Origin of the sequence: Blastococcus sp. CT_GayMR16, from assembly GCF_004570875.1 — a bacterium.
GTDB lineage: Bacteria > Actinomycetota > Actinomycetes > Mycobacteriales > Geodermatophilaceae > Blastococcus_B.
The window spans coordinates 20,903-38,346 of the sequence record NZ_SPQK01000003.1; the positions used below are offsets into that span (position 1 = coordinate 20,903).

The window sequence follows — 17,444 nt, forward strand, 5'->3', positions numbered from 1 at the left end:
AGTCGGACGTTACCGCCGCCGCCCCGGTAAGAGGAGCCCGTCAGGGGCGGCCGTTGCAGGGCCGGACCCCGCTCTGGTGGAGTCCCGAGGGTGACCACCATGCCCAGCGCCTACCCCGACCGGCGGATCGCCGACCTCTCGACGCCGCCGATCGGGTTCGGGGTGATGCGCCTGGCGATGGAGGGCCGGCCCGACGAGGCGGAGGCCCTGCGCACGGTGCACGCCGCCCTCGGCGCCGGGGTGCGGCTGCTCGACACCGCGGTGAACTACGGCTCCGACGCGGCCGAGCTCGGCTACAGCGAGGCGCTCGTCGCGCGGGCGCTCGCGTCGTGGAACGGCGATGCGGACGACGTGCTGGTGGTCTGCAAGGGCGGCAACCTGCGGACGGACGAGCTGACCTTCGTGCAGGACGCCAGCCCGGAGAACCTGCGGTGGTCGTGCGAGACCAGCCTGCGGGCGCTGGGGGTGGACTCGATCGGCCTCTACCTGCTGCACGCCGTCGACCCGAAGGTCCCGCTGACCGAGTCGATGGGTGCCCTGGCCGACCTGCGGGACGAGGGCAAGATCCAGCGCGTGGGCATCAGCAACGCTGGGCGTCGCCAGCTCGCCGAGGCGCAGACCGTCGTCGACGTCGTCGCGGTGGAGAACCAGCTCTCGCCGTGGTCGCTCGGCGCCCTGCCGGTGCTGCAGCAGTGCGAGGCACAGGGGATCGCGTTCCTCTCCTGGAGCCCCCTGGGTGGCAGCGCACGGGCCGCCGACCTCGGCCGGGAACTCCCGGAGTTCGCTGCGGTCGCGCGCGAGCGCGGGGTCTCGCCGCAGCAGGTCGCCCTCGCGTGGGCCCTGGACCTCTCGCCGGTCGTGCTGCCCATCCCCGCGGCCCGCCGTCCCGAGACGATCCTCGACAGCCTCGACGCCGCCCGGCTCCAGCTCACCGACGACGAGCGACGCCGGCTGCGAGGCGCCGTCTCCTGAGGGTGCCTCAGGCCAGGTTGCGGCCACAGGTCGGCCAGGCGCCGCGGCCCTGGACGGCCAGGACCTTCTCCGCGACGGCGATCTGCTGGGCCCGCGCAGCCAGGTCGGCCCGCGGTGCGTAGGCGCCGCCGCCGAAGGCGTTCCAGGTGGACTGGCTGAACTGGAGCCCGCCGTAGTAGCCGTTCCCGGTGTTGATGCTCCAGTTGCCGCCGGACTCGCACTGGGCGACCGCGTTCCAGTCACGCGTGGGAGGCGCCGGGCCACCGACGGAGTTGGTCGGCGCCGATGGGCGGGGCGCGGGCTGCTGGGGAGCGGTCCGCTGGGCCTGCAGGGTCACGAGCGTGGTCCGCGCCTGCTGGAGCCGGCCCTGCATCGCGGCCTGCTGCGACTGGACCGTCGCGGCGGTCTGGCGCGCCGCCGTCTCCACCTCGTCGGCCGTGGCCAGCGCGACGGCAGCCTGCTCCTCGAGCGCGGTGGCCTGCGCCAGCGTGGTCTGCGCGACGGCCGCGGTGTCGGCGGCCTGCTGCTGCACGACGACGACCTGGTCCAGGACGTCGGACCGGCCCTGGCCGGCGGCGTCGAGGAGCGCGGCCCGCTCGAACAGCTGCGCGGGGCCGGTGGCCGTCAGCAGCGCCTGCACGTGCGGGGAGGTGCTCCCCAGCATGTAGGTGCTGCGGGCGAAGGCGGCGACGCCGGCTCGCGCGATGGCCAGGTCGTCCTGAGCGTGTGCGGCCGCCACGGAGGCGCGGTCCGCGGCCACCCGGGCGATCTCGGAGTTCGACCGCGTCTCCTCGTACCGGGCGCGCGCGAGTGCGGCGTCGGCGTGCGCGGAGTCCACCGCCGCCTGTGCGGTGCCGAGTTCGGCCAGCACCTGGCCGACCTGCGCGGCGGCCTCGTTCGCGGCCTGCTGCGCAGCGCTCAGCTGTGCGTCGGCGGGGGCGGCCGAGGCCGTTCCGGGCACGAGGGTCAGTCCGATCGCGGCGATGCCGACGAGGGCCAGCCGGCCTCCCGACCGGCGAGCTGCGAGCCGCTCCGCGCCCACGAACCCTCCCTCGCCATCGATTCCGCCTGCCCGGTGTCCCTCCGTGCCTGACCCCAGGATCGACCGGAAGCGGGGACTCCTTGAGAACACGGGAAGAGCCCTCCTCCCCGCCGGGGTGAGATGCGGCCCGGTTCGACTCGCGCGTACTCAAGCAGGGCCGCCTCCGTGCCGATGGATCGAAGGAGTCGTGGACCTCGCCGCGGAAGGAGCATCAGGTGATCGTGAGCTGCAGGACGTCCAGGCCCGCCCCGGACCTGGAGGTCGCCGCCGAGGTCTCGCACGTCCTGGAGCGCCGCGGCGCCATGAAGCACCCGCCGGTGAGCATCGCCGTGTCCGACTCGGTCGCCCTCGGGATCGCCGGCATCTTCCGCAGCGAGACCATCTCCGGCCGCGTGCTGGGCCGCTTCTTCCGGAACGGCTCCATCGACAGCGCCGAACTCCTCGAGGCGGCACGCACCGAGCAGGGGTTCGCCTCCGCCGAGGGGCATGCCGCCCTGTACTGCCTCATCGGGTGGATCCACAGCCGCGTCCACCACACGCGGGAGCAGTAGCCGACTCAGGCCTCAGGTGGCCTCGTCGTCGTGAGGTGACCGCTGTCCGTCGGCGACCCGTGCTCGTCCGGCCGCCAGGTGGGCGACGGTTCCCGTGTCCCGACCGGATGGGTCGTCGTCCTCGTCGATCAGGGCACGGCGGAGCATCGACCTCGGGTGGTACTGACGCAGGTCGACGTCCTTGAGGTGGTCGAAGTCCGGGCCGAGGACGTCGTGCAACTGACCGCGGGCACCGGTCATCGCGCCTCGGGCGCGCTTGAGCCCGGCCGCGGCGTCCCTGGCGAGATGCGGGAGCCGCTCGGGACCGAAGATGAACAGGGCCGCCAGCCCGAGGACGACGATCTCGCCCCAGCCGATCGAGCTGAACACCGTTCCCTCACCTCCTGCTCTGCGCCGTTGGCCGGGCAGACCGGTGCCGATCCCTGGCGAGGGACCGGCACCGGAACGCTCGAGACGTCAGCGGCCGTGGCCGCCGTCGCCGTTGCCGTGGCCGTTGCCGTGGCCGTTGCCGTTGCCGTTGCCGTTGCCGTTGCCGTTGCCGGGCCGACCCCAGGGGCCGGTGATCGCGAACACCCGACCGGGCTCGGACTGGACGCAGGCGAACAGCGTCTTGCCGTCCGGGCTGAACACCGGACCGGTGAACTCGCTGCCGTTCGCATCGTTGCGGGCCATCGTGTAGGCCTTGCCCTGATCGGTGACGCCCACGAGGTGCTGTACGCCCTCGCCGTCCTCGGCCAGGATGACGCCGCCGTAGGGGCTGACCGTGATGTTGTCGGGGCCGTCGTAGTTGTCGGCGTCGACGTCGGGGTTCGGGTTCACGCCGAAGATGGTCGTGAGGGTGACCGTCTCCTTGCGCGGGTCGTAGAACCAGACCTGCCCGTCGTGCTCGTTGACGCTGCCGTCGGAGAGCCGGGCGAAGCTCGCCACGAAGTACACCCCGTCGTCGGCCCACCACTGGCCCTCGAGCTTGCGGGAGCGGGTCACCTGGTCGTTGGTGAACTGCTTGCGCACCGAGAGCGGGATGCCGTCCCGGTCGGGAACGTCCACCCAGGTGACCTTGTACTGGGTACCTGGCTGGGTGGCCTCGGCGAGGTCGGCGATGTGCCGGTTGCCCCGCGAGCAGCTCATCGCCTGGAGCGACCCGGCGGTGTCGCCGCCGGGCGAGCGAGCCAGATCGACCAGCGAGTGCAGCTTCCCCGTGAAGCCACGCGGCGGCACCCAGCGGAAGTAGAGGCCGTTCGGAGCACCGGCGTCCTCGGTCTCGTAGATGATGTTGGTCTTCGGGTCGACCGCGACGGCCTCGTGGGCGAAGCGGCCGAGGAACTTCAGCGGGACGTTGGCCTGTCCGGGGTTCTGTCCCTGCACCGGGGAGACCTCGAACACGTATCCGTGGTCCTTGTCGCGGGTCGCGCCCGCGAGCGTCTCGGTCTCCTCGCAGGTCAGCCAGGTGCCCCACGGGGTCACCCCGCCGGCGCAGTTGTTCTCGGTGCCGGCGACGCTGACGTACTCCCGGATGCGGCTGCCCCCGCGGTCGAGGTCGATCGTCGTCGTCCCGCCCCGGGACTTGGGGTCGTACGTGAGCCCGGCGACGGGCGGGACGGGCGGCGCCTCGGTGCCGCTGATCTCGTGGTTGTAGATGATCGTGGTCCCGGCGTCGCGGCGGAACGCACCCATGCCGTCCATGTCGGTCGGCGTCAGGGTGCCGTCCTCCATCACGGTCTTCCCGGCCTCCGCGACGATCCGGTAGGAGAAGCCCTGGGGCAGGGAGAGGATCTTGGCCGGGTCGGGGACGAGCGGTCCGTAGCCGGACCCGCTCCGGGTGGCTGCGTTGGCCGCGGTACCGGCGATGGCGTCGATGCTGCCGGCGAAGGCGATGCCGAGTCCGACCGCGGCGCCGCGGCCGAGGAAGCCGCGGCGGGAATGCGTGGATGTCACAGTGGAACTCCCTGTCTCGGGGTGGGGGCCCGCTCACCCGACGCCGACGAGGAGAAGCAGCAGCGCCTCGGCGCTGACGACCGGATGAACGGTGGTGGAACAGCACCGCCCGGCTAGCGGGGCCGGACCTCGGGCAGCTCGGACGGCGACGCGTCCAGCGGTGAGGCCTCACCGTCAGCGATGTCGTGGAACGACTCGATCGCGGCCCGGCGTGCGCGCCGGCGGTCGACGATGCGCGCGATCTGGATCGCTCCCTCGAACAGCACGACCATGGGTCCGGCCATCGCCAGCATGGTGAACGGGTCCTGCGTCGGCGTCACGAACGCGGCGAAGACGATGGTGAGGAAGAAGATCCACCGGCGGGCCTGGGACAGCGCCGCGTAGGAGAGCACCCCGACCAGGTTCAGGACGACGGCGATCAGCGGCAGCTCGAAGGAGACGCCGAAGGCCAGGAGCAGGGAGATGACGAAGCCGATGTAGTCCTGCGCGGTGAGCGCGACGATGACGCCGTCGCCGGCGAGCCCCAGCAGCAGACGGAGACCCGCCGCCAGCGAGACGTAGGCGAGCGCGGCGCCCAGGGCGAAGAGTGCCGAGGACGCCGCGACGAACAGCAGCCCGTTGCGCTTCTCGTTGGCCTTCAGGCCCGGCGTGATGAACCGCCACAGCTGGAAGAGCCAGCAGGGTGCCGAGAGGACGACCCCGGCGATGAAGCTGATCTTCAGGCGGATGAGCGCGCCCCCGAAGACGTCGGTGATCAGCAGCCCGCAGTCTCCCTCTGCGTCGTTGTAGCGCAGGTCGGCCGGCAGGTCGCAGTACGGCGCGCGGATGAACTCCCCGAGCCCGTGCTCGTACCACCAGAACGCGACGGCGGTGCCGACGAGGACGAAGAGCAGCGCGATCGCTACCCGTCGGCGCAGCTCGACGAGATGGGCGATGAGCGTCATCGTCGCCGTGCTGTCCCGCGGAGCACGGCGACGGCGGAGACGCCGTCCACGGCCCTCGGTCGTCACGGCGGGTCCGGACGCCGTCAGCGGGCGCTGTTGGGCGCTGGGTCCTCACCGCCCCGGAGCGCGGCGGCCCGCGCCTCACGGTCGAGGACCGTGGACGGCGGCAGGATCTGCGCCGGCACCTGAGGGGTCGCGTCGTCGTCCTTCATGCCCTTCATCTCGCCTTTGAAGATGCGCAGCGAGCGTCCCAGCGAGCGGGAGGCGTCGGGGAGCTTCTTGTATCCGAAGAGCAGCAGGATGGCCAGGAGAATGAGGCCGATCTCCAGCGGTCCGAGGTTCATCGGGTCCCCTTCATCGTGTTTGCGTCCTGCGGAGCCAACGCGGGGTGCGGGACCAACTTGTGACCGCGATGTGGAGACCGGGCATCACAGCAGTGAACGCTCGGGTGCCTCGGGATGCTCGACTGAGCGGCGAACGGAAGAACCGCCGACCGCTGCCCGGTCAGGGTCCTGGAGAGGGCGGTGGAGTTGAGGGAGTCGAACCCTGATCCCCCACTGCCAGGCCGCCATGATCGCGTTCAGGGCCTTCCGCTGCATTCCGTGGGTTCCCGAGCAGCCCCACTGCCCAAGGCGTTAGGCGCAGATCTGACGCCTGCCCGCCGTTACGATCGCCGGCCATGACGACTCTTCCCGGAAGTGACCTCAGCGTTGATCTCCAAGCCGGAGAGCGCGTCCTGTCCTCCGTGCCGGCGGATGGGTACTTCGCGAGCCAGCACGCCGCATCTGCGCCAAAGCCGCACGTCGTCATCACCGGCCGGCGATTTATCGTCCTTACGCGTCGCGGCATGATGAAGCAACGTCTCGACGAGGTCGCCAGTTGGCCGCTGAGCAGCTTCACCGAGCGCATCAACACGAGTGAGGGTTCGGCGCTCGGCTCGTTCATGCATGTGCTGACGCTATTCGCGAATGACGGCGAGACCGTTTCAACGGGTTTCACATCGCAGCGAGCATGCGACGAGTTCAAGCACGAGGTCGTCGACGCACTGGGGCCGATCCTCGGCTAGCCGGTCGAACCCTGAGCAACTGGGCGGGGCTGCCTCCCGTCGCCTACACGACGGCCACCCCGCAGCTCAGGCGTCACGTTGACAGGACCGCCCTCGCTCGGCGTCCGGGGCCAGCTCATGACCCGGACGTGGACCGATCACTCCGGCTTGCACGTGCTCGGGCTGCACCGAGGACTCAGCGCGCGTCGCGGTTCAGCCGCAGCCACGTGCACAACCAGCCGCCGCTGGGATACGTCAGCGACGGCCGAGGAGGTTGTCTGCGACGTTGTCCAGGTGGGTGCGCATGGTCTTTTCGGCCCCGTCGGGGTCGCGGTCGCACAGCGCTTCGACGATCGCGGTGTGTTCGGCGTGGTAGCAGCGGCGCCGTTCAGGGGTGGACGTGCGGCGCTTGAGGCTGCCCCAGACCGGCAGTGACCGGGCGGTGTTCATGACGTCGAACATGTTCATCAGCAGGCCGTTGTGGGCCGCCTCGGCGATCGCCCGGTGCAGCTTCGCGTCCCAGGACTCGAACGCCTCGAACTCGTCGCTAGCGCCGCCGCTGTCGAGGCAGATGGTGATCCGATCAAGGTCCGCCTGGGTGGCGACGCGGGCGGCGAGTGCGGCCACCGGCGGCTCGATCACCAACCGGACCTGCATGATCTCGGCGGGGCTGGTGTCGGCCGGCGCGTCGGCCCGTCGTTGCGCCAGTTCGCTGAGAAACGTGCCCCGCCCGACCTGGCGGATGACCAGCCCCTCCTCCTCCAACACGTCGAGCGCGCGACGGATCGCGCTGCGCGGCGCGGACAGCCGCTGCACGAGCTCCCGTTCGGTTGGCAGCTTCGCGCCGGGGACGAGGGAACCCTTCGCCGTCCCCTCGTCGAGGAGGGCGCGTAGTGACTGCTCGGCGTTCAGCATGCAGCCACCCTACCGCACATGAACCAATCGAGACCAATGTAGTGACCGAAAATAGGCGCAAATCACCCCTCGACATGGCGTGCGTCACCCCGTAGCGTCCCTTTCAGCCGAACATTGGTCACAATGGTTCAGATTGGTTCATACATGAAGCTCGTGACGTACTCCACCGGTACGGACCAGCGGGTGGGCGTCGTGGCCGTCGAGCGCGGCGTGGTCCACGACGTCACCACCGTCCTCCCCGACGGCACCGGCATCCTGCAGCTGATCGAGGGATGGGCCGAGTTCGGCCCGCGCCTGCAGCAGCAGGCCGCCGGGCAGCCGGAGCACTCGCTGGACGCGGTGCGCCTGCTGGCGCCGATCCCGGCGCCGCGGCGGAGCATCTTCTGCGTCGGCAAGAACTACCGGGACCACGTCCTGGAGTTCGGGCGCAGCGGCTACGACAGCCCGGACCGCTCGCAGGAGATGCCCGAGGCGCCCGTGGTGTTCTCGAAGGCGACCACCTCGGTCACTGGTCCCTTCGATGACATCGACCCGCACCACGGGGTCACCGGCGAGTTGGACTACGAGGCCGAGCTCGGCGTCATCATCGGCCGCGGCGGACGCGGGATCAGCCGAGAGCAGGCCTTCGATCACGTGTGGGGCTACACGATCATCGACGACTTCACCGCCCGCGATCTGCAGCGCACACACAAGCAGTGGCTGATCGGGAAGTCGCTGGACACGCACTGCCCGATGGGCCCCTACGCCGTCTCCGCCGACGAGGTTCCCGACGTGACCGCGTTGGTGGTGGAGAGCTCCGTGAACGGCGAGCTCCGCCAGAACGCGTCGGTCAAGGACCTCATCTTCGACATCCCGGAGCTCATCGCCACCATCTCCGCCGGCATCACGCTGCTGCCCGGCGACATCATCGCCACCGGCACCCCGGCCGGGGTCGGCATCGGCTTCGACCCGCCCAAGTTCATGACCAGCGGCGACGTCATCGAAATCTCGATCACCGGGCTCGGCGCGCAGCGCAACCGGATCGCCTGAGCCGGCCGGAGGGAGGGACGACGTGAACATCAACGGCAAGGAACTCGCGGTCGAGATCGACGGCCGGGGCCCGGCGGTGCTGCTGGTGCACGGCCTGGGCGGCACGACCAACTTCTATCAGGTGCAGGCCGACGCCCTGGCCGACCGGTTCCAGGTGATCCGGGTCGACTCGGCCGGCGCCGGCCGATCCCCGGTCGCCGACGGGATCAGCATCGCCTCGCACGCCGACGACCTCGCGGCCTTGCTCGAGGAGCTCGGGGTCGCCGGCGCCGCCGTCGTCGGCCACTCGATGGGCACCCTGGTCGTACGGGATCTCGCGGCCCGCTACCCGGACAAGGTGTCCGCGCTGGCGCTGCTGGGTGCCGTCCGGGAGCCGGCCGAGGCGGGCCGGCAGGCCCAACGCGACCGGGCCGCCCTGCTGCGCGAGAAGGGCACCGCCGCGGTCGCCCCGGCCGTGGTCGCCAACGCCTTGTCGGAGACCACCCGGCGGGACAAGCCCGAGGTCGCCGCCTTCGTCCGGGAGCTGATCATGCGCCAGGACCCGGAGGGCTACGCCCGCAACTGTGAGGCACTCGCCGCCGCGACCGATCCCGGACCCATCGATCCGAGCCTGCCGCTGCTGCTGGTCACCGGCAGCGACGACAAGGTCGGCCCGCCCGAGGCCAGCCAGGAACTCGCCGCCGCCCACGGCAGCGCCACGGTCGAGATCCTTCCCGGAGTCGGCCACTGGACCGCCCTCGAGGCCGCACGCCCGGTCGCCGACCAGCTGCTGAAGTTCCTCTGAACCGCCGCTCCACTCCAGCAGTACCGCACCCCAGCACCGTTGATTGGCGCCCGTCGGGCGCGCCCAAGGGCGCCGGCGAACCGTTCGGCGTTCCCCTCACGCAAAGGAGATGCAACCGTGCCCGTCCCCATCGACAAGACGCTGTTCCGCAACGTCAGCATCCTCGACTCCACCGGCGCCGACCCCTACCCCGGCGATGTCCTGGTCGAGAACGACCGCATCGCCGTCGTCGGCACCGTCGAAGCCTCCCGCGCCGAAGGTGCCCGCGTGATCCAGGGCCGCGGCCGCACCCTGATGTCCGGGCTGTGCGACGCGCACACCCACTTCACCTGGAACAACAGCGCCGACCTCGACGGCCTGGGCACCATGCCGGTCGAGGAGCACCTGCTGTTCGCCCTGGAGTCCGCCCGCACCTACATCGACTCCGGCTACACCATGTGCCTGGGTGCGGCGTCGGCGAAGGACCGCCTGGACGTCGTCTGCCGCGACGCCATCAACGCCGGACGCTTCCCCGGACCCCGCTACCTGGCCAACGGCCCGGAAATCGCGGTCACCGGCGGCGCGCTGATCAAGAGCATCACCAAGTTCGCCGACGGCCCCGAGGGCATGCGCAAGGCCGTCCGCGAACTCATCGAACTCGGCGTCGACCAGATCAAGCTGTCCATGACCGGCGAGGAGATCACCGGCACCCAGCGCGCCGAGGACACGTACTTCTCCGACGAGGAGACCGCCGCCGCCGTCACCGAAGCCCACCGCCGCGGCAAGCGGGTCTGCGCCCACGCCCGCAGCGCCGAGAGCGTGAAAATGTGCGTCCGGAACAAGGTCGACATCATCTATCACGCCAGCTTCACCGATGCCGAGGGCATGGACATGCTCGAGGCCAACAAGGACTGGGTGTTCGTCGCCCCCGGCCTGAACTGGCTCATCGCGACCCTCTACGAGGCCGAGGCGTTCGGCTTCCCGCAGGAGGCTGCTGAGGCCGTCGGCTACAAGAAGGAGCTGGACACGGCCGTCAAGGGGCTGCGCGAAATGCACCAGCGTGGGATCCGGGTCCTGCCCGGCGGCGACTACGGCTTCGCCTGGACCCCGCACGGCACCTACGCCCGCGACCTGGAGCACTTCGTCGAACTGCTCGGCTTCACCCCCATGGAGGCGATCATCTCGGCCACCGCGTGGGGCGGCGAGATCATGCTGCGCCCCGACGAGCTCGGCAAGGTCCAGCCCGGCTACCTCGCCGACCTGATCCTGGTCGACGGCGACCCGCTGGCCGACATCACCGTTCTGCAGGACCACTCGAAGATCAACTACGTCATGAAGGACGGCCGGTTCCACAAGGAGCACGCCGGAGACGACCACACCCCGGCGCCGCCGCGGCCGACCGACCTGGTGCACGACATGGCCGAGTCCGTCGTGACGCACCGGCCCTGATGTCGATCGAGGTGCCGGCGACCAGCTCACCCTGATCGCCGGCACCCCTCTAACCGGAGCCCGCCGATGACCCTGCTGATCTGCCGCACCTGCCCCCGCTACGACCCCCGCGCCACTGGCGAGTTCGGCCGCCGGCTGACTGCCGCGATTGCCCGGGTCGCCGACAACGAGCCCGAAACCACCGTCGCCGTCCGCAACGTCCAATGCTTGGGCGGCTGCCCGGACGAGGGCGTGGTCGCCGTCGACGGACCGCAGAAGGCCCGCGTCCGCTTCACCGGGCTCGACGAGTCCGACGCGAAAGCGGTCTTCGCCGCCGCGGTGGCCCACGAAGCCTGCCTCACCGGCGCACCCGAGGACTGGGAGATCCCCGCCGAGCTCGCCGACCGGATCAGCTCGGTCACCCTCAAGCGGTCCGCTCCCTCGCCGGCCGGTCACAGCCGCGGGCCTCTGCCGCACCCGCTGCCCGGACAGGCAGCCAGACGGTGGGACCTCGAGCCGCATCGGCGATGAACCGGCGCCTCCCGGCTTCAGCTACCCGGCGTCGGCAGACGCAGAGTCGCGGCATTGGTGGTGGCACGGGGCACTTGTTGGCCAGCGCTCTGGCCCGCGAGAGGCGGACCGCATGAGCGCTCTCCTGCTGGCAAGTAAGGGCGGGCAAACTGCAACCACGCAGTTGGTTGAACGCCGGCGAAACAACGAATGCCCTGCTCAGATGGGTGGAGCTGAGGGGACTCGAACCCCTGACCCCCACACTGCCAGCTCGGCTGGTGGGGGTCCGGGAACGTTCGTCGAAGTACATCCTCGCAAGTCAGAGACGGGCATGGCCATCAGCAGATTTCGACGAACGACCATGAAGGCTGGCCCGTGGCCACCGTCCTGGCACCATCCTGTGGCCGCCTAACCGCGTCGACCCGGACGCGCGCGCCTACCCCAGCTTTCCCGTTGGGCCGATCTTGCCGACGTCGGGCCAGCCCTTTTCGTCGCGGAACCGCCCGCCTCCGGCCTTCCAGCCCGAGGTGCCACCACGAGTCCTTCCCGACCGCGCTGGGCGAGGGCCGCCCAGACTCGCGCTCCCCGGATTCAGCCCCGCCCGATGCGGTCGATCACGAGTGGCGCAGGTCGGGCGCGGTCCTCGACGCGGCCGCCCCGATGGCACGCACCGCTCGCTAGCGGAGGTCGAACCGCGCTCGTAGCTCGTCGCCGTCGCGGAAGCGCAGCACCAGGTCGTGGCACCCCGACGCCCGCCGAGGGGTGGCCCACAGCAGCAGGTACTGACCGCGGCCGACGGGGATCGGTGCGAGCACCGACGCACCGACCGCGACCGGCGTGCCGGCGCAGGTGATCAGCTTCGGGTAACCCGCGGCCAGCACGTCGGAGCCGCGGGCGCCCGAGAGGCCGAAGCGCACGGGCACGATCGATCCCGGCTTGACCCGGTTGGGCTGCGGATAGGCCCGCAGCGGAGCGAACGGCCCCGATGCCGTGTACTCCAGCCGGCCGACCTCCCAGGTGGAGAACCGGCTCGTCCGCACGGTGAGGACGGCGTCGCCGTCGGCGGTGACGCTGCGGTTGGAGACGCAGGGGTCGGGAGTCGCCCCCGTCCCCGTGCAGTCGGCCACCGCCGCCCCGTTCCGGAACACCTGCACGTCCTGCGGGGCGATGCCGTCCAGCAGTGTCGCGTCGACGGCGAAGGTCATGACGTACGGGTCGGCGGTGGTCGCGTTCGGGCCCTCGATCGCCAGTGCTGAGTCGACACCGTCCGCCGCGAACAGGGCGTAGCCGGCGGGCGCCGGACCGCCGCTCGGCTGCCGCGTGGCGCTCACGTGCCCTGTCATCCCGTCCGGCGGGTCGATGGTCAGCACCACGGGCAGGTCGGGGGTCGCCTCGTCGCCCGTGCTGAACGGCGCACCCGAGCCGTCGAGCTCGACGTCGACGCTGCCCACTGCAATCGGAGTCGTGGTCAGGGCGCGATAGAAGAGCTCGAAGAATTCACCCGCCACAAAGGGTCCCACGGAGGAATCCTGCACGTGCTGCTGGTTGACCTGCATGAAGGAGTCGCCGGTGACCTGCGACTTTCCACCAGGCCCGGTAATGGTCGCGTCGTACGCCACGTAGGCCAGCGCCAGGTTGAGGGTTCCGCTGGCACCGGTGACCTGGCTCAGCGTGTGATCAGCGAAACTACTGCATGCCCCGGAATTGATCGGCCCGCCCGACGTGGAGAAATCGGCTGGTACGTCGGCCTTCAGGGTCGTGGTGCCCCTGATGGTCCCCGCCGGCGAGTCGATGCTGAAGGTCTCGTCGAAAGACAGCAATGGCCCGACGGCCAATTCGTTGGATGAGCTGCCGCCCGGCATGACCTGCGGGCCGATCTGATACGAGCCGGACGCGGTGAAAGGACCCGAGTAGGTCCCCGTAGCGGTTCCCGAGGCAGTGAAGGACACGGTCGAGATTCCACCGGGGTCACAGAGCTCGTCGGTGTCGACCGAATCGGTGTCGATCATGATTTGCGTCGAGATGCTTGGGGGTGCGGCCGCGGACGCGACATGGACGCCGGACAGCACAGTCATGACGACCGGGATCACTGTGCCGAGACGCGCCGTCAGACGATGGTGTTTCCGTTGGATGCGGCGTGGCCTGGCGCGGCCGCCGCCATCACCGCGCATCCCTCCCGGCCGGGCACTTCCATCAGAACGCGTGGCATCAGGCACCGGGAACCCCCGTGAAACTTCCGGCCAGAGGAGCCGGTAGGTAGACCTGCTGCAAAGTAGGCCTGCTGCGACGACCGCGTCAACGGCGGCCGACGAAGAGGTCGTCATCGTGCAGGGCGGCCGGCTCACGGTCACCGCCAACGGCCAGGAGTACGTGCTCAGGAGGGCGACTCGCTCCTCCTGGAGCCACGCTTGCCGCACAAATACCGGAACGGCGGCGACGTCCCGGCCCGCTCGCTGTGGGTCATGAGCCCGCCGATGGACTGAGGTGGCGGTCCCAGCTCACGCGGAGCTCTCTGCTGTGCCAGAGACGCCTCGGGCAGCCCCCTCGAAGGAGAACGGCGTGATCGTAGCGGTGGAGCTGAGGGGACTAGAACCCCTGACCCCCACACTGCCAGGCCGACCTGACGGCGTTCGCCGATGCCCGCCGAAGTCCGAAAAGGCCTGGTGAGCAGGCGGTTCGGCGCTTCGCCGGACGACGGCGAACGAGCGTGAACCAAGATCGAAGTGGGCCAACTGCAACCAGAACTGCAACCAAGAATGCCTCTTGTTAACTTGGCTCATTAGCGCTCGGCAGGACAGGCGCCCATCGCGGCTCCCCGGGTGGAAGCACCGGCCGGGCTAGTGCTGGACGTGCTCCTGGCGGCCGGCAAAGCGATGTCTCTGGACAGTCCGGCGCCCCGGCTCGTGTCGGCGGGGAGCAGCGACCAGCCGGTGACGGCGTCGGACGCCGGGTGCTGTTCTTGGACGAAAAGCCTGCCTTCGAGCTGAGCTGGTGGTGCTGCACCTGCCAGTTCTTCTTCCGGCGCCTTGAGGGCCGCCAACGACACCTCTCGATCCCTGGCCTGCGCCAACCCCTCACCGGTCGACTCGGTGGCCTGGAGCGGGTCATCAGCCGCTTCGCCGCCCTCCTCCCCCGCGGCAGCTACCTCCCGCTTGCTGCTGAGCATCACGCCGCGGGTGATCCACCCGGTTCGGGACGCCGACAACTTCACCGAGGAGCAGGTCGCCGTCCGGGGCGTCGACTCGTTCTGGGGCCTGCCGGAGCACCCGCGCACTGCCTGCTACCGCAGCTTCAACTCCCCGGTAGACCACAACAGCCACGGCCACGGCCACCCCACCCGCCCCGACCTCGGCCGACGGCGAGCGGCGGAGAGCGGCGGAGAGCGGGAGAGGTCCAGCCGCAGCGCCGCCAACGATGCCCCCGCCAACCAGTAGTCTCCATCTTTGGCAATAGTCTTAGTCATCGGTGCCGCAAAACAGGAACATCGCGCAGGAATGAGAAAGCCTTGAGAGCCAGTCGAGCCGAAAGAACTGGGGCAGTCGGGGTCAGTGACGTTCAGGGCAACCTTCAGCGCATCGGCTGGGGCCCAGTTGAGAACCCGAACCATGACCTCGGTACCGATCTTTTTGTTCAGATTCGGGACGAACGACGATTTGATCTAGGAACCCTCATCGGTGTTCAGGTTAAATCTGGCCCGAGCTGGTTCGAACAACCCACGTACGACCAGAATGGCGACATCGACGGTTGGTGGTTCTACGAAGAGACACCCCGACATTTCGACTATTGGACGGAGCACAGCCTCCCCCACATCCTCGCCCTGAACGACGAGGTTACCCGCACAACATATTGGGCACAGGTCACAGCGGAAGCCCTGGTGCCAACAGGCCAAGGCGCTAAGGTACGTGTGCCTCGAACTCAGGTGATTGAACCGTCTCAACTTCCCGCTCTACTGGCAGTTGCAACCCCGGCTGTAGGCAACGATTATCAGGGATCAGTATGGTCCGGCAGTGCCCGAACTATTGGCTTGGACAGGCGACTCCGGTATGCGCTGCTGGCGCCACGCCTGATCGCCCCGCATCGCAACGCCGGGCTCAGCATCGAACTGGAGCCCGAGGAGGCCCTAGCGCTTGTTATGCAGGGTCGTCTCCGCGATCTGAATTCGATCAGCCAGCAAGTGGAACGCGTACCAGCGCCCGAGGAGGCCCTGACTCACAGGACGTGGCGATGGAGACTAGTAGGCGCGGCCTGGCGTGCAGCTACAGGAGAAGATGATGCCATCCCCCTCCTAAGGGTCATGCATGATTCTGCACGCCCCGGGAGTACCGACTCGGCGGCAGCATGCGCGCTTCTTATCTGCGCGTATCTGAACGAGGAACGTTGGCAAGACGCCCTCCAGCTTGCGCGCTCAATGTTCGAGTCCGACAACTTGGAGCCTGCTGACCACGCCTGGATAACAGCACATAGGATATCACTCGAGAGCGAGGTCGGAGACTATGCCGAAGCAATAAAGGCTGCGACCGAACTCCTGCAAGGAATACGAACATCCCATGCAGACTTGACCACCATTGCAATGCAGTCCGTAGCCGCCTGGGCCGTATTCCACAATGCCAACGCCGGGCTCCGAGGCCCGGAGCTGGGGGTGCTCTTGTCGGCATCAGACAACTACCTCTCCTGGTGGCGGCAGAACTCTGCCAGCTACGGCCTCGCAGAGGCGCAAGTCGCTTCGTTTCGGGCGCAGTTCAGAGACACTACGACGCGATGGTCATTTGAGGATGTAGCCGCATCCAGAATATGGAGTGCTGCGACCACCGCACAATTGTGCGGGGACTACGCAACGTGCCGCAGCCACCTTCGACAGCTTGCAATGTACGAATTGACACAGAGCACCCTCGAGGGCAAACCCCAACATGTCACCAAAGCGCTGGACACGTTGCGTCAATCTACCGACACGGACCTACTTAAGATAGTCACTCAGTATCTAGAGCGGAACGGCCCATTGTCCGCTCTTGCAGCGACGGGCCCTGCGACCATACCCGCACGGTGGGCGCATTCGACAAGCAGAAGCACACTTGAGGTATGGACTCGTTGCGGGGATTTCATCGCCGAAGAGCTGGCGGATCAGGCGGTAAAGGACCTGTTGCGCATCCTCAGGGATCCGTCGCAATTTCTCGAGGACGTGAGACCCTCGTTTTCTGTCCGCGAGCACGTTGTCGACGCGTTGCGTGGCCTGACCCGGGCATGCTCGAAGGAGGTTCGCGCAGAGATTGTCCTGGCTCTGGTCTCTCTGCAGGACGTTGGAGATTCCGTCCTTGCAGCAAACTGGAGCAGTCTCGTTGCGCGGCTGCTGCCGTACGTCGAGGCGGAGAGGGATGACTGGCCCGAGGGCCTGGCTGACGCTGGAAGACGACAGTCCGATACGGGCCTTTCAGCGGCACTTCTTGAACTCGCCGCCGACAGCGAGTTGCGCGAAGAACTCGAAAGTCGAGCGGCTACGGGGGATGATGACGCCTTAGGGGCGCTCGGAGATGTGCGGCAGCTCGCCCCAGAAGTCGTGTCGGCTCTCATCGGCAAGCATGTTGACGCTCTTGCAAACATCAGACAGTCCGCAGCGGGAAGCAGCTGGGGCTTTGGTGGGCACGACTCAGCTCACATTGTCGCGTTGCTCAGCCTCCACTGGCCGTCGCTCGCAAGATGGGACGAGTTGCTCGCGCTACTACTAGACCCAAGGGTGGGGGCGCACGACAAGAACGAGTCATGCCGCCTCCTAGCGGAGGAGTTTGAGTCTCTACCGCCAGATGTGCAGGAGGAAATCCGAGCCGAAGCGCACACGTTGGTCTCGATGCCAGAGCTCACGGGCGACTTCGGCCGACCAATTCCTAGCGGCACAATGCGTCTGGCGATGGCGAGCGGCGGGCTCGCGCAAGATGAAGTAGCAGCGGTGATCTCTACAGCTCTACTGAACCCCGTCAACCGAGCAGAAGCGGCCCGCCTTTTGCACTTCTCCCGCCTTGCGGGGTCGGCCATTGGCTGGCTTGTGCTGCTTACGGACCCAGACCCTGCGATACGCAGCGGCGCAGCCGCATGCCTGATCGAACGCCTTGATCAAGATCCAATCGACCAAATCGCAGAGGAGGGAGTCCGCCGAGCACTTCAAGACGGCGGGATCATCGTGCCGCTCACGTTAGCAATTCGTCTGCACGCCTACGAGGCCGACGGGAAGACTTGGGCTAAGCCGTTCCTTGCTCAACTATTGACACACGCGTCGGCGGCCGTGCGCTTGGCGGCGAGCGTTGGACGAACGGTCTGACAC

Annotated in this window: 16 protein-coding genes; 9 read left to right on the top strand and 7 right to left on the bottom strand. The window is 68.6% G+C overall.

The features are described 5' to 3' along the window. The first annotated feature begins 99 nt into the window (after positions 1-99). Positions 100-972 carry an aldo/keto reductase gene (locus E4P38_RS04870; protein ID WP_135130916.1) on the top strand — a complete coding sequence of 291 codons (873 nt, stop codon included), beginning with the start codon at positions 100-102 and terminating at the stop codon, positions 970-972. A gap of 7 nt (positions 973-979) precedes the next feature. On the opposite strand, the gene E4P38_RS23765 is transcribed toward E4P38_RS04870, so the two are convergent. Further along, complete coding sequence (locus E4P38_RS23765) at positions 980-2,014, bottom strand: transglycosylase family protein (RefSeq protein WP_280791044.1); 1,035 nt, start codon at positions 2,012-2,014, stop codon at positions 980-982. Positions 2,015-2,235: 221 nt separating this feature from the next. Here E4P38_RS23765 and E4P38_RS04880 point away from each other — a divergent pair, with 221 nt between their 5' ends. Next, complete coding sequence (locus E4P38_RS04880; RefSeq protein WP_245160796.1) at positions 2,236-2,565, top strand: hypothetical protein; 330 nt, start codon at positions 2,236-2,238, stop codon at positions 2,563-2,565. Positions 2,566-2,577: 12 nt separating this feature from the next. On the opposite strand, the gene E4P38_RS04885 is transcribed toward E4P38_RS04880, so the two are convergent. The 4 genes from E4P38_RS04885 to tatA form a co-directional block, all read right to left on the bottom strand. Next, entirely contained in the window at positions 2,578-2,934 is a 357-nt protein-coding gene (locus tag E4P38_RS04885; RefSeq protein ID WP_135130662.1) for a twin-arginine translocase TatA/TatE family subunit, read from the bottom strand. An 87-nt stretch (positions 2,935-3,021) separates the two neighbouring features. Further along, positions 3,022-4,500 (bottom strand): alkaline phosphatase PhoX, encoded by a 1,479-nt coding sequence (locus E4P38_RS04890; protein WP_135130663.1) that lies wholly within the window; start codon positions 4,498-4,500, stop codon positions 3,022-3,024. A 113-nt stretch (positions 4,501-4,613) separates the two neighbouring features. Next, entirely contained in the window at positions 4,614-5,444 is an 831-nt protein-coding gene (tatC, locus tag E4P38_RS04895; protein WP_135130664.1) for a twin-arginine translocase subunit TatC, read from the bottom strand. An 83-nt stretch (positions 5,445-5,527) separates the two neighbouring features. After that, positions 5,528-5,788, bottom strand: a complete 261-nt coding sequence (gene tatA / locus E4P38_RS04900) for a Sec-independent protein translocase subunit TatA (RefSeq protein WP_135130665.1) — start codon at positions 5,786-5,788, stop codon at positions 5,528-5,530. Positions 5,789-6,123: 335 nt separating this feature from the next. Here tatA and E4P38_RS04905 point away from each other — a divergent pair, with 335 nt between their 5' ends. Continuing rightward, on the top strand, positions 6,124-6,510 hold the full coding sequence (locus tag E4P38_RS04905; RefSeq protein ID WP_135130666.1) for a hypothetical protein: 387 nt from the start codon (positions 6,124-6,126) through the stop codon (positions 6,508-6,510). Between the two features lie 234 nt (positions 6,511-6,744). On the opposite strand, the gene E4P38_RS04910 is transcribed toward E4P38_RS04905, so the two are convergent. Continuing rightward, positions 6,745-7,404 (bottom strand): FCD domain-containing protein, encoded by a 660-nt coding sequence (locus E4P38_RS04910; RefSeq protein WP_135130667.1) that lies wholly within the window; start codon positions 7,402-7,404, stop codon positions 6,745-6,747. Positions 7,405-7,548: 144 nt separating this feature from the next. On the opposite strand from E4P38_RS04910, the gene E4P38_RS04915 reads away from it, so the two are divergent. The 4 genes from E4P38_RS04915 (at position 7,549) to E4P38_RS04930 (ending at position 11,155) form a co-directional block, all read left to right on the top strand. Continuing rightward, positions 7,549-8,433, top strand: coding sequence for a fumarylacetoacetate hydrolase family protein (locus E4P38_RS04915; protein ID WP_135130668.1), 885 nt, complete (start codon positions 7,549-7,551; stop codon positions 8,431-8,433). Positions 8,434-8,455: 22 nt separating this feature from the next. Then, positions 8,456-9,217, top strand: coding sequence for an alpha/beta hydrolase (locus E4P38_RS04920; RefSeq protein ID WP_135130669.1), 762 nt, complete (start codon positions 8,456-8,458; stop codon positions 9,215-9,217). A gap of 117 nt (positions 9,218-9,334) precedes the next feature. Continuing rightward, the gene (locus E4P38_RS04925) at positions 9,335-10,645 is read left to right on the top strand and encodes an amidohydrolase family protein (RefSeq protein WP_209308935.1); all 1,311 of its coding nucleotides are present in this window, start codon (positions 9,335-9,337) and stop codon (positions 10,643-10,645) included. A 66-nt stretch (positions 10,646-10,711) separates the two neighbouring features. Beyond that, positions 10,712-11,155 (top strand): DUF1636 family protein, encoded by a 444-nt coding sequence (locus tag E4P38_RS04930; RefSeq protein ID WP_135130670.1) that lies wholly within the window; start codon positions 10,712-10,714, stop codon positions 11,153-11,155. Between the two features lie 656 nt (positions 11,156-11,811). On the opposite strand, the gene E4P38_RS04935 is transcribed toward E4P38_RS04930, so the two are convergent. Next, positions 11,812-13,485, bottom strand: coding sequence for a PxKF domain-containing protein (locus tag E4P38_RS04935; protein ID WP_245160834.1), 1,674 nt, complete (start codon positions 13,483-13,485; stop codon positions 11,812-11,814). Positions 13,486-14,310: 825 nt separating this feature from the next. On the opposite strand from E4P38_RS04935, the gene E4P38_RS22805 reads away from it, so the two are divergent. Together E4P38_RS22805 and E4P38_RS04940 are read left to right on the top strand one after the other, a co-directional pair. Further along, entirely contained in the window at positions 14,311-14,568 is a 258-nt protein-coding gene (locus E4P38_RS22805; RefSeq protein ID WP_167760447.1) for a hypothetical protein, read from the top strand. Positions 14,569-15,542: 974 nt separating this feature from the next. Continuing rightward, on the top strand, positions 15,543-17,441 hold the full coding sequence (locus tag E4P38_RS04940) for a hypothetical protein (RefSeq protein WP_245160797.1): 1,899 nt from the start codon (positions 15,543-15,545) through the stop codon (positions 17,439-17,441). Positions 17,442-17,444 lie beyond the last annotated feature (3 nt).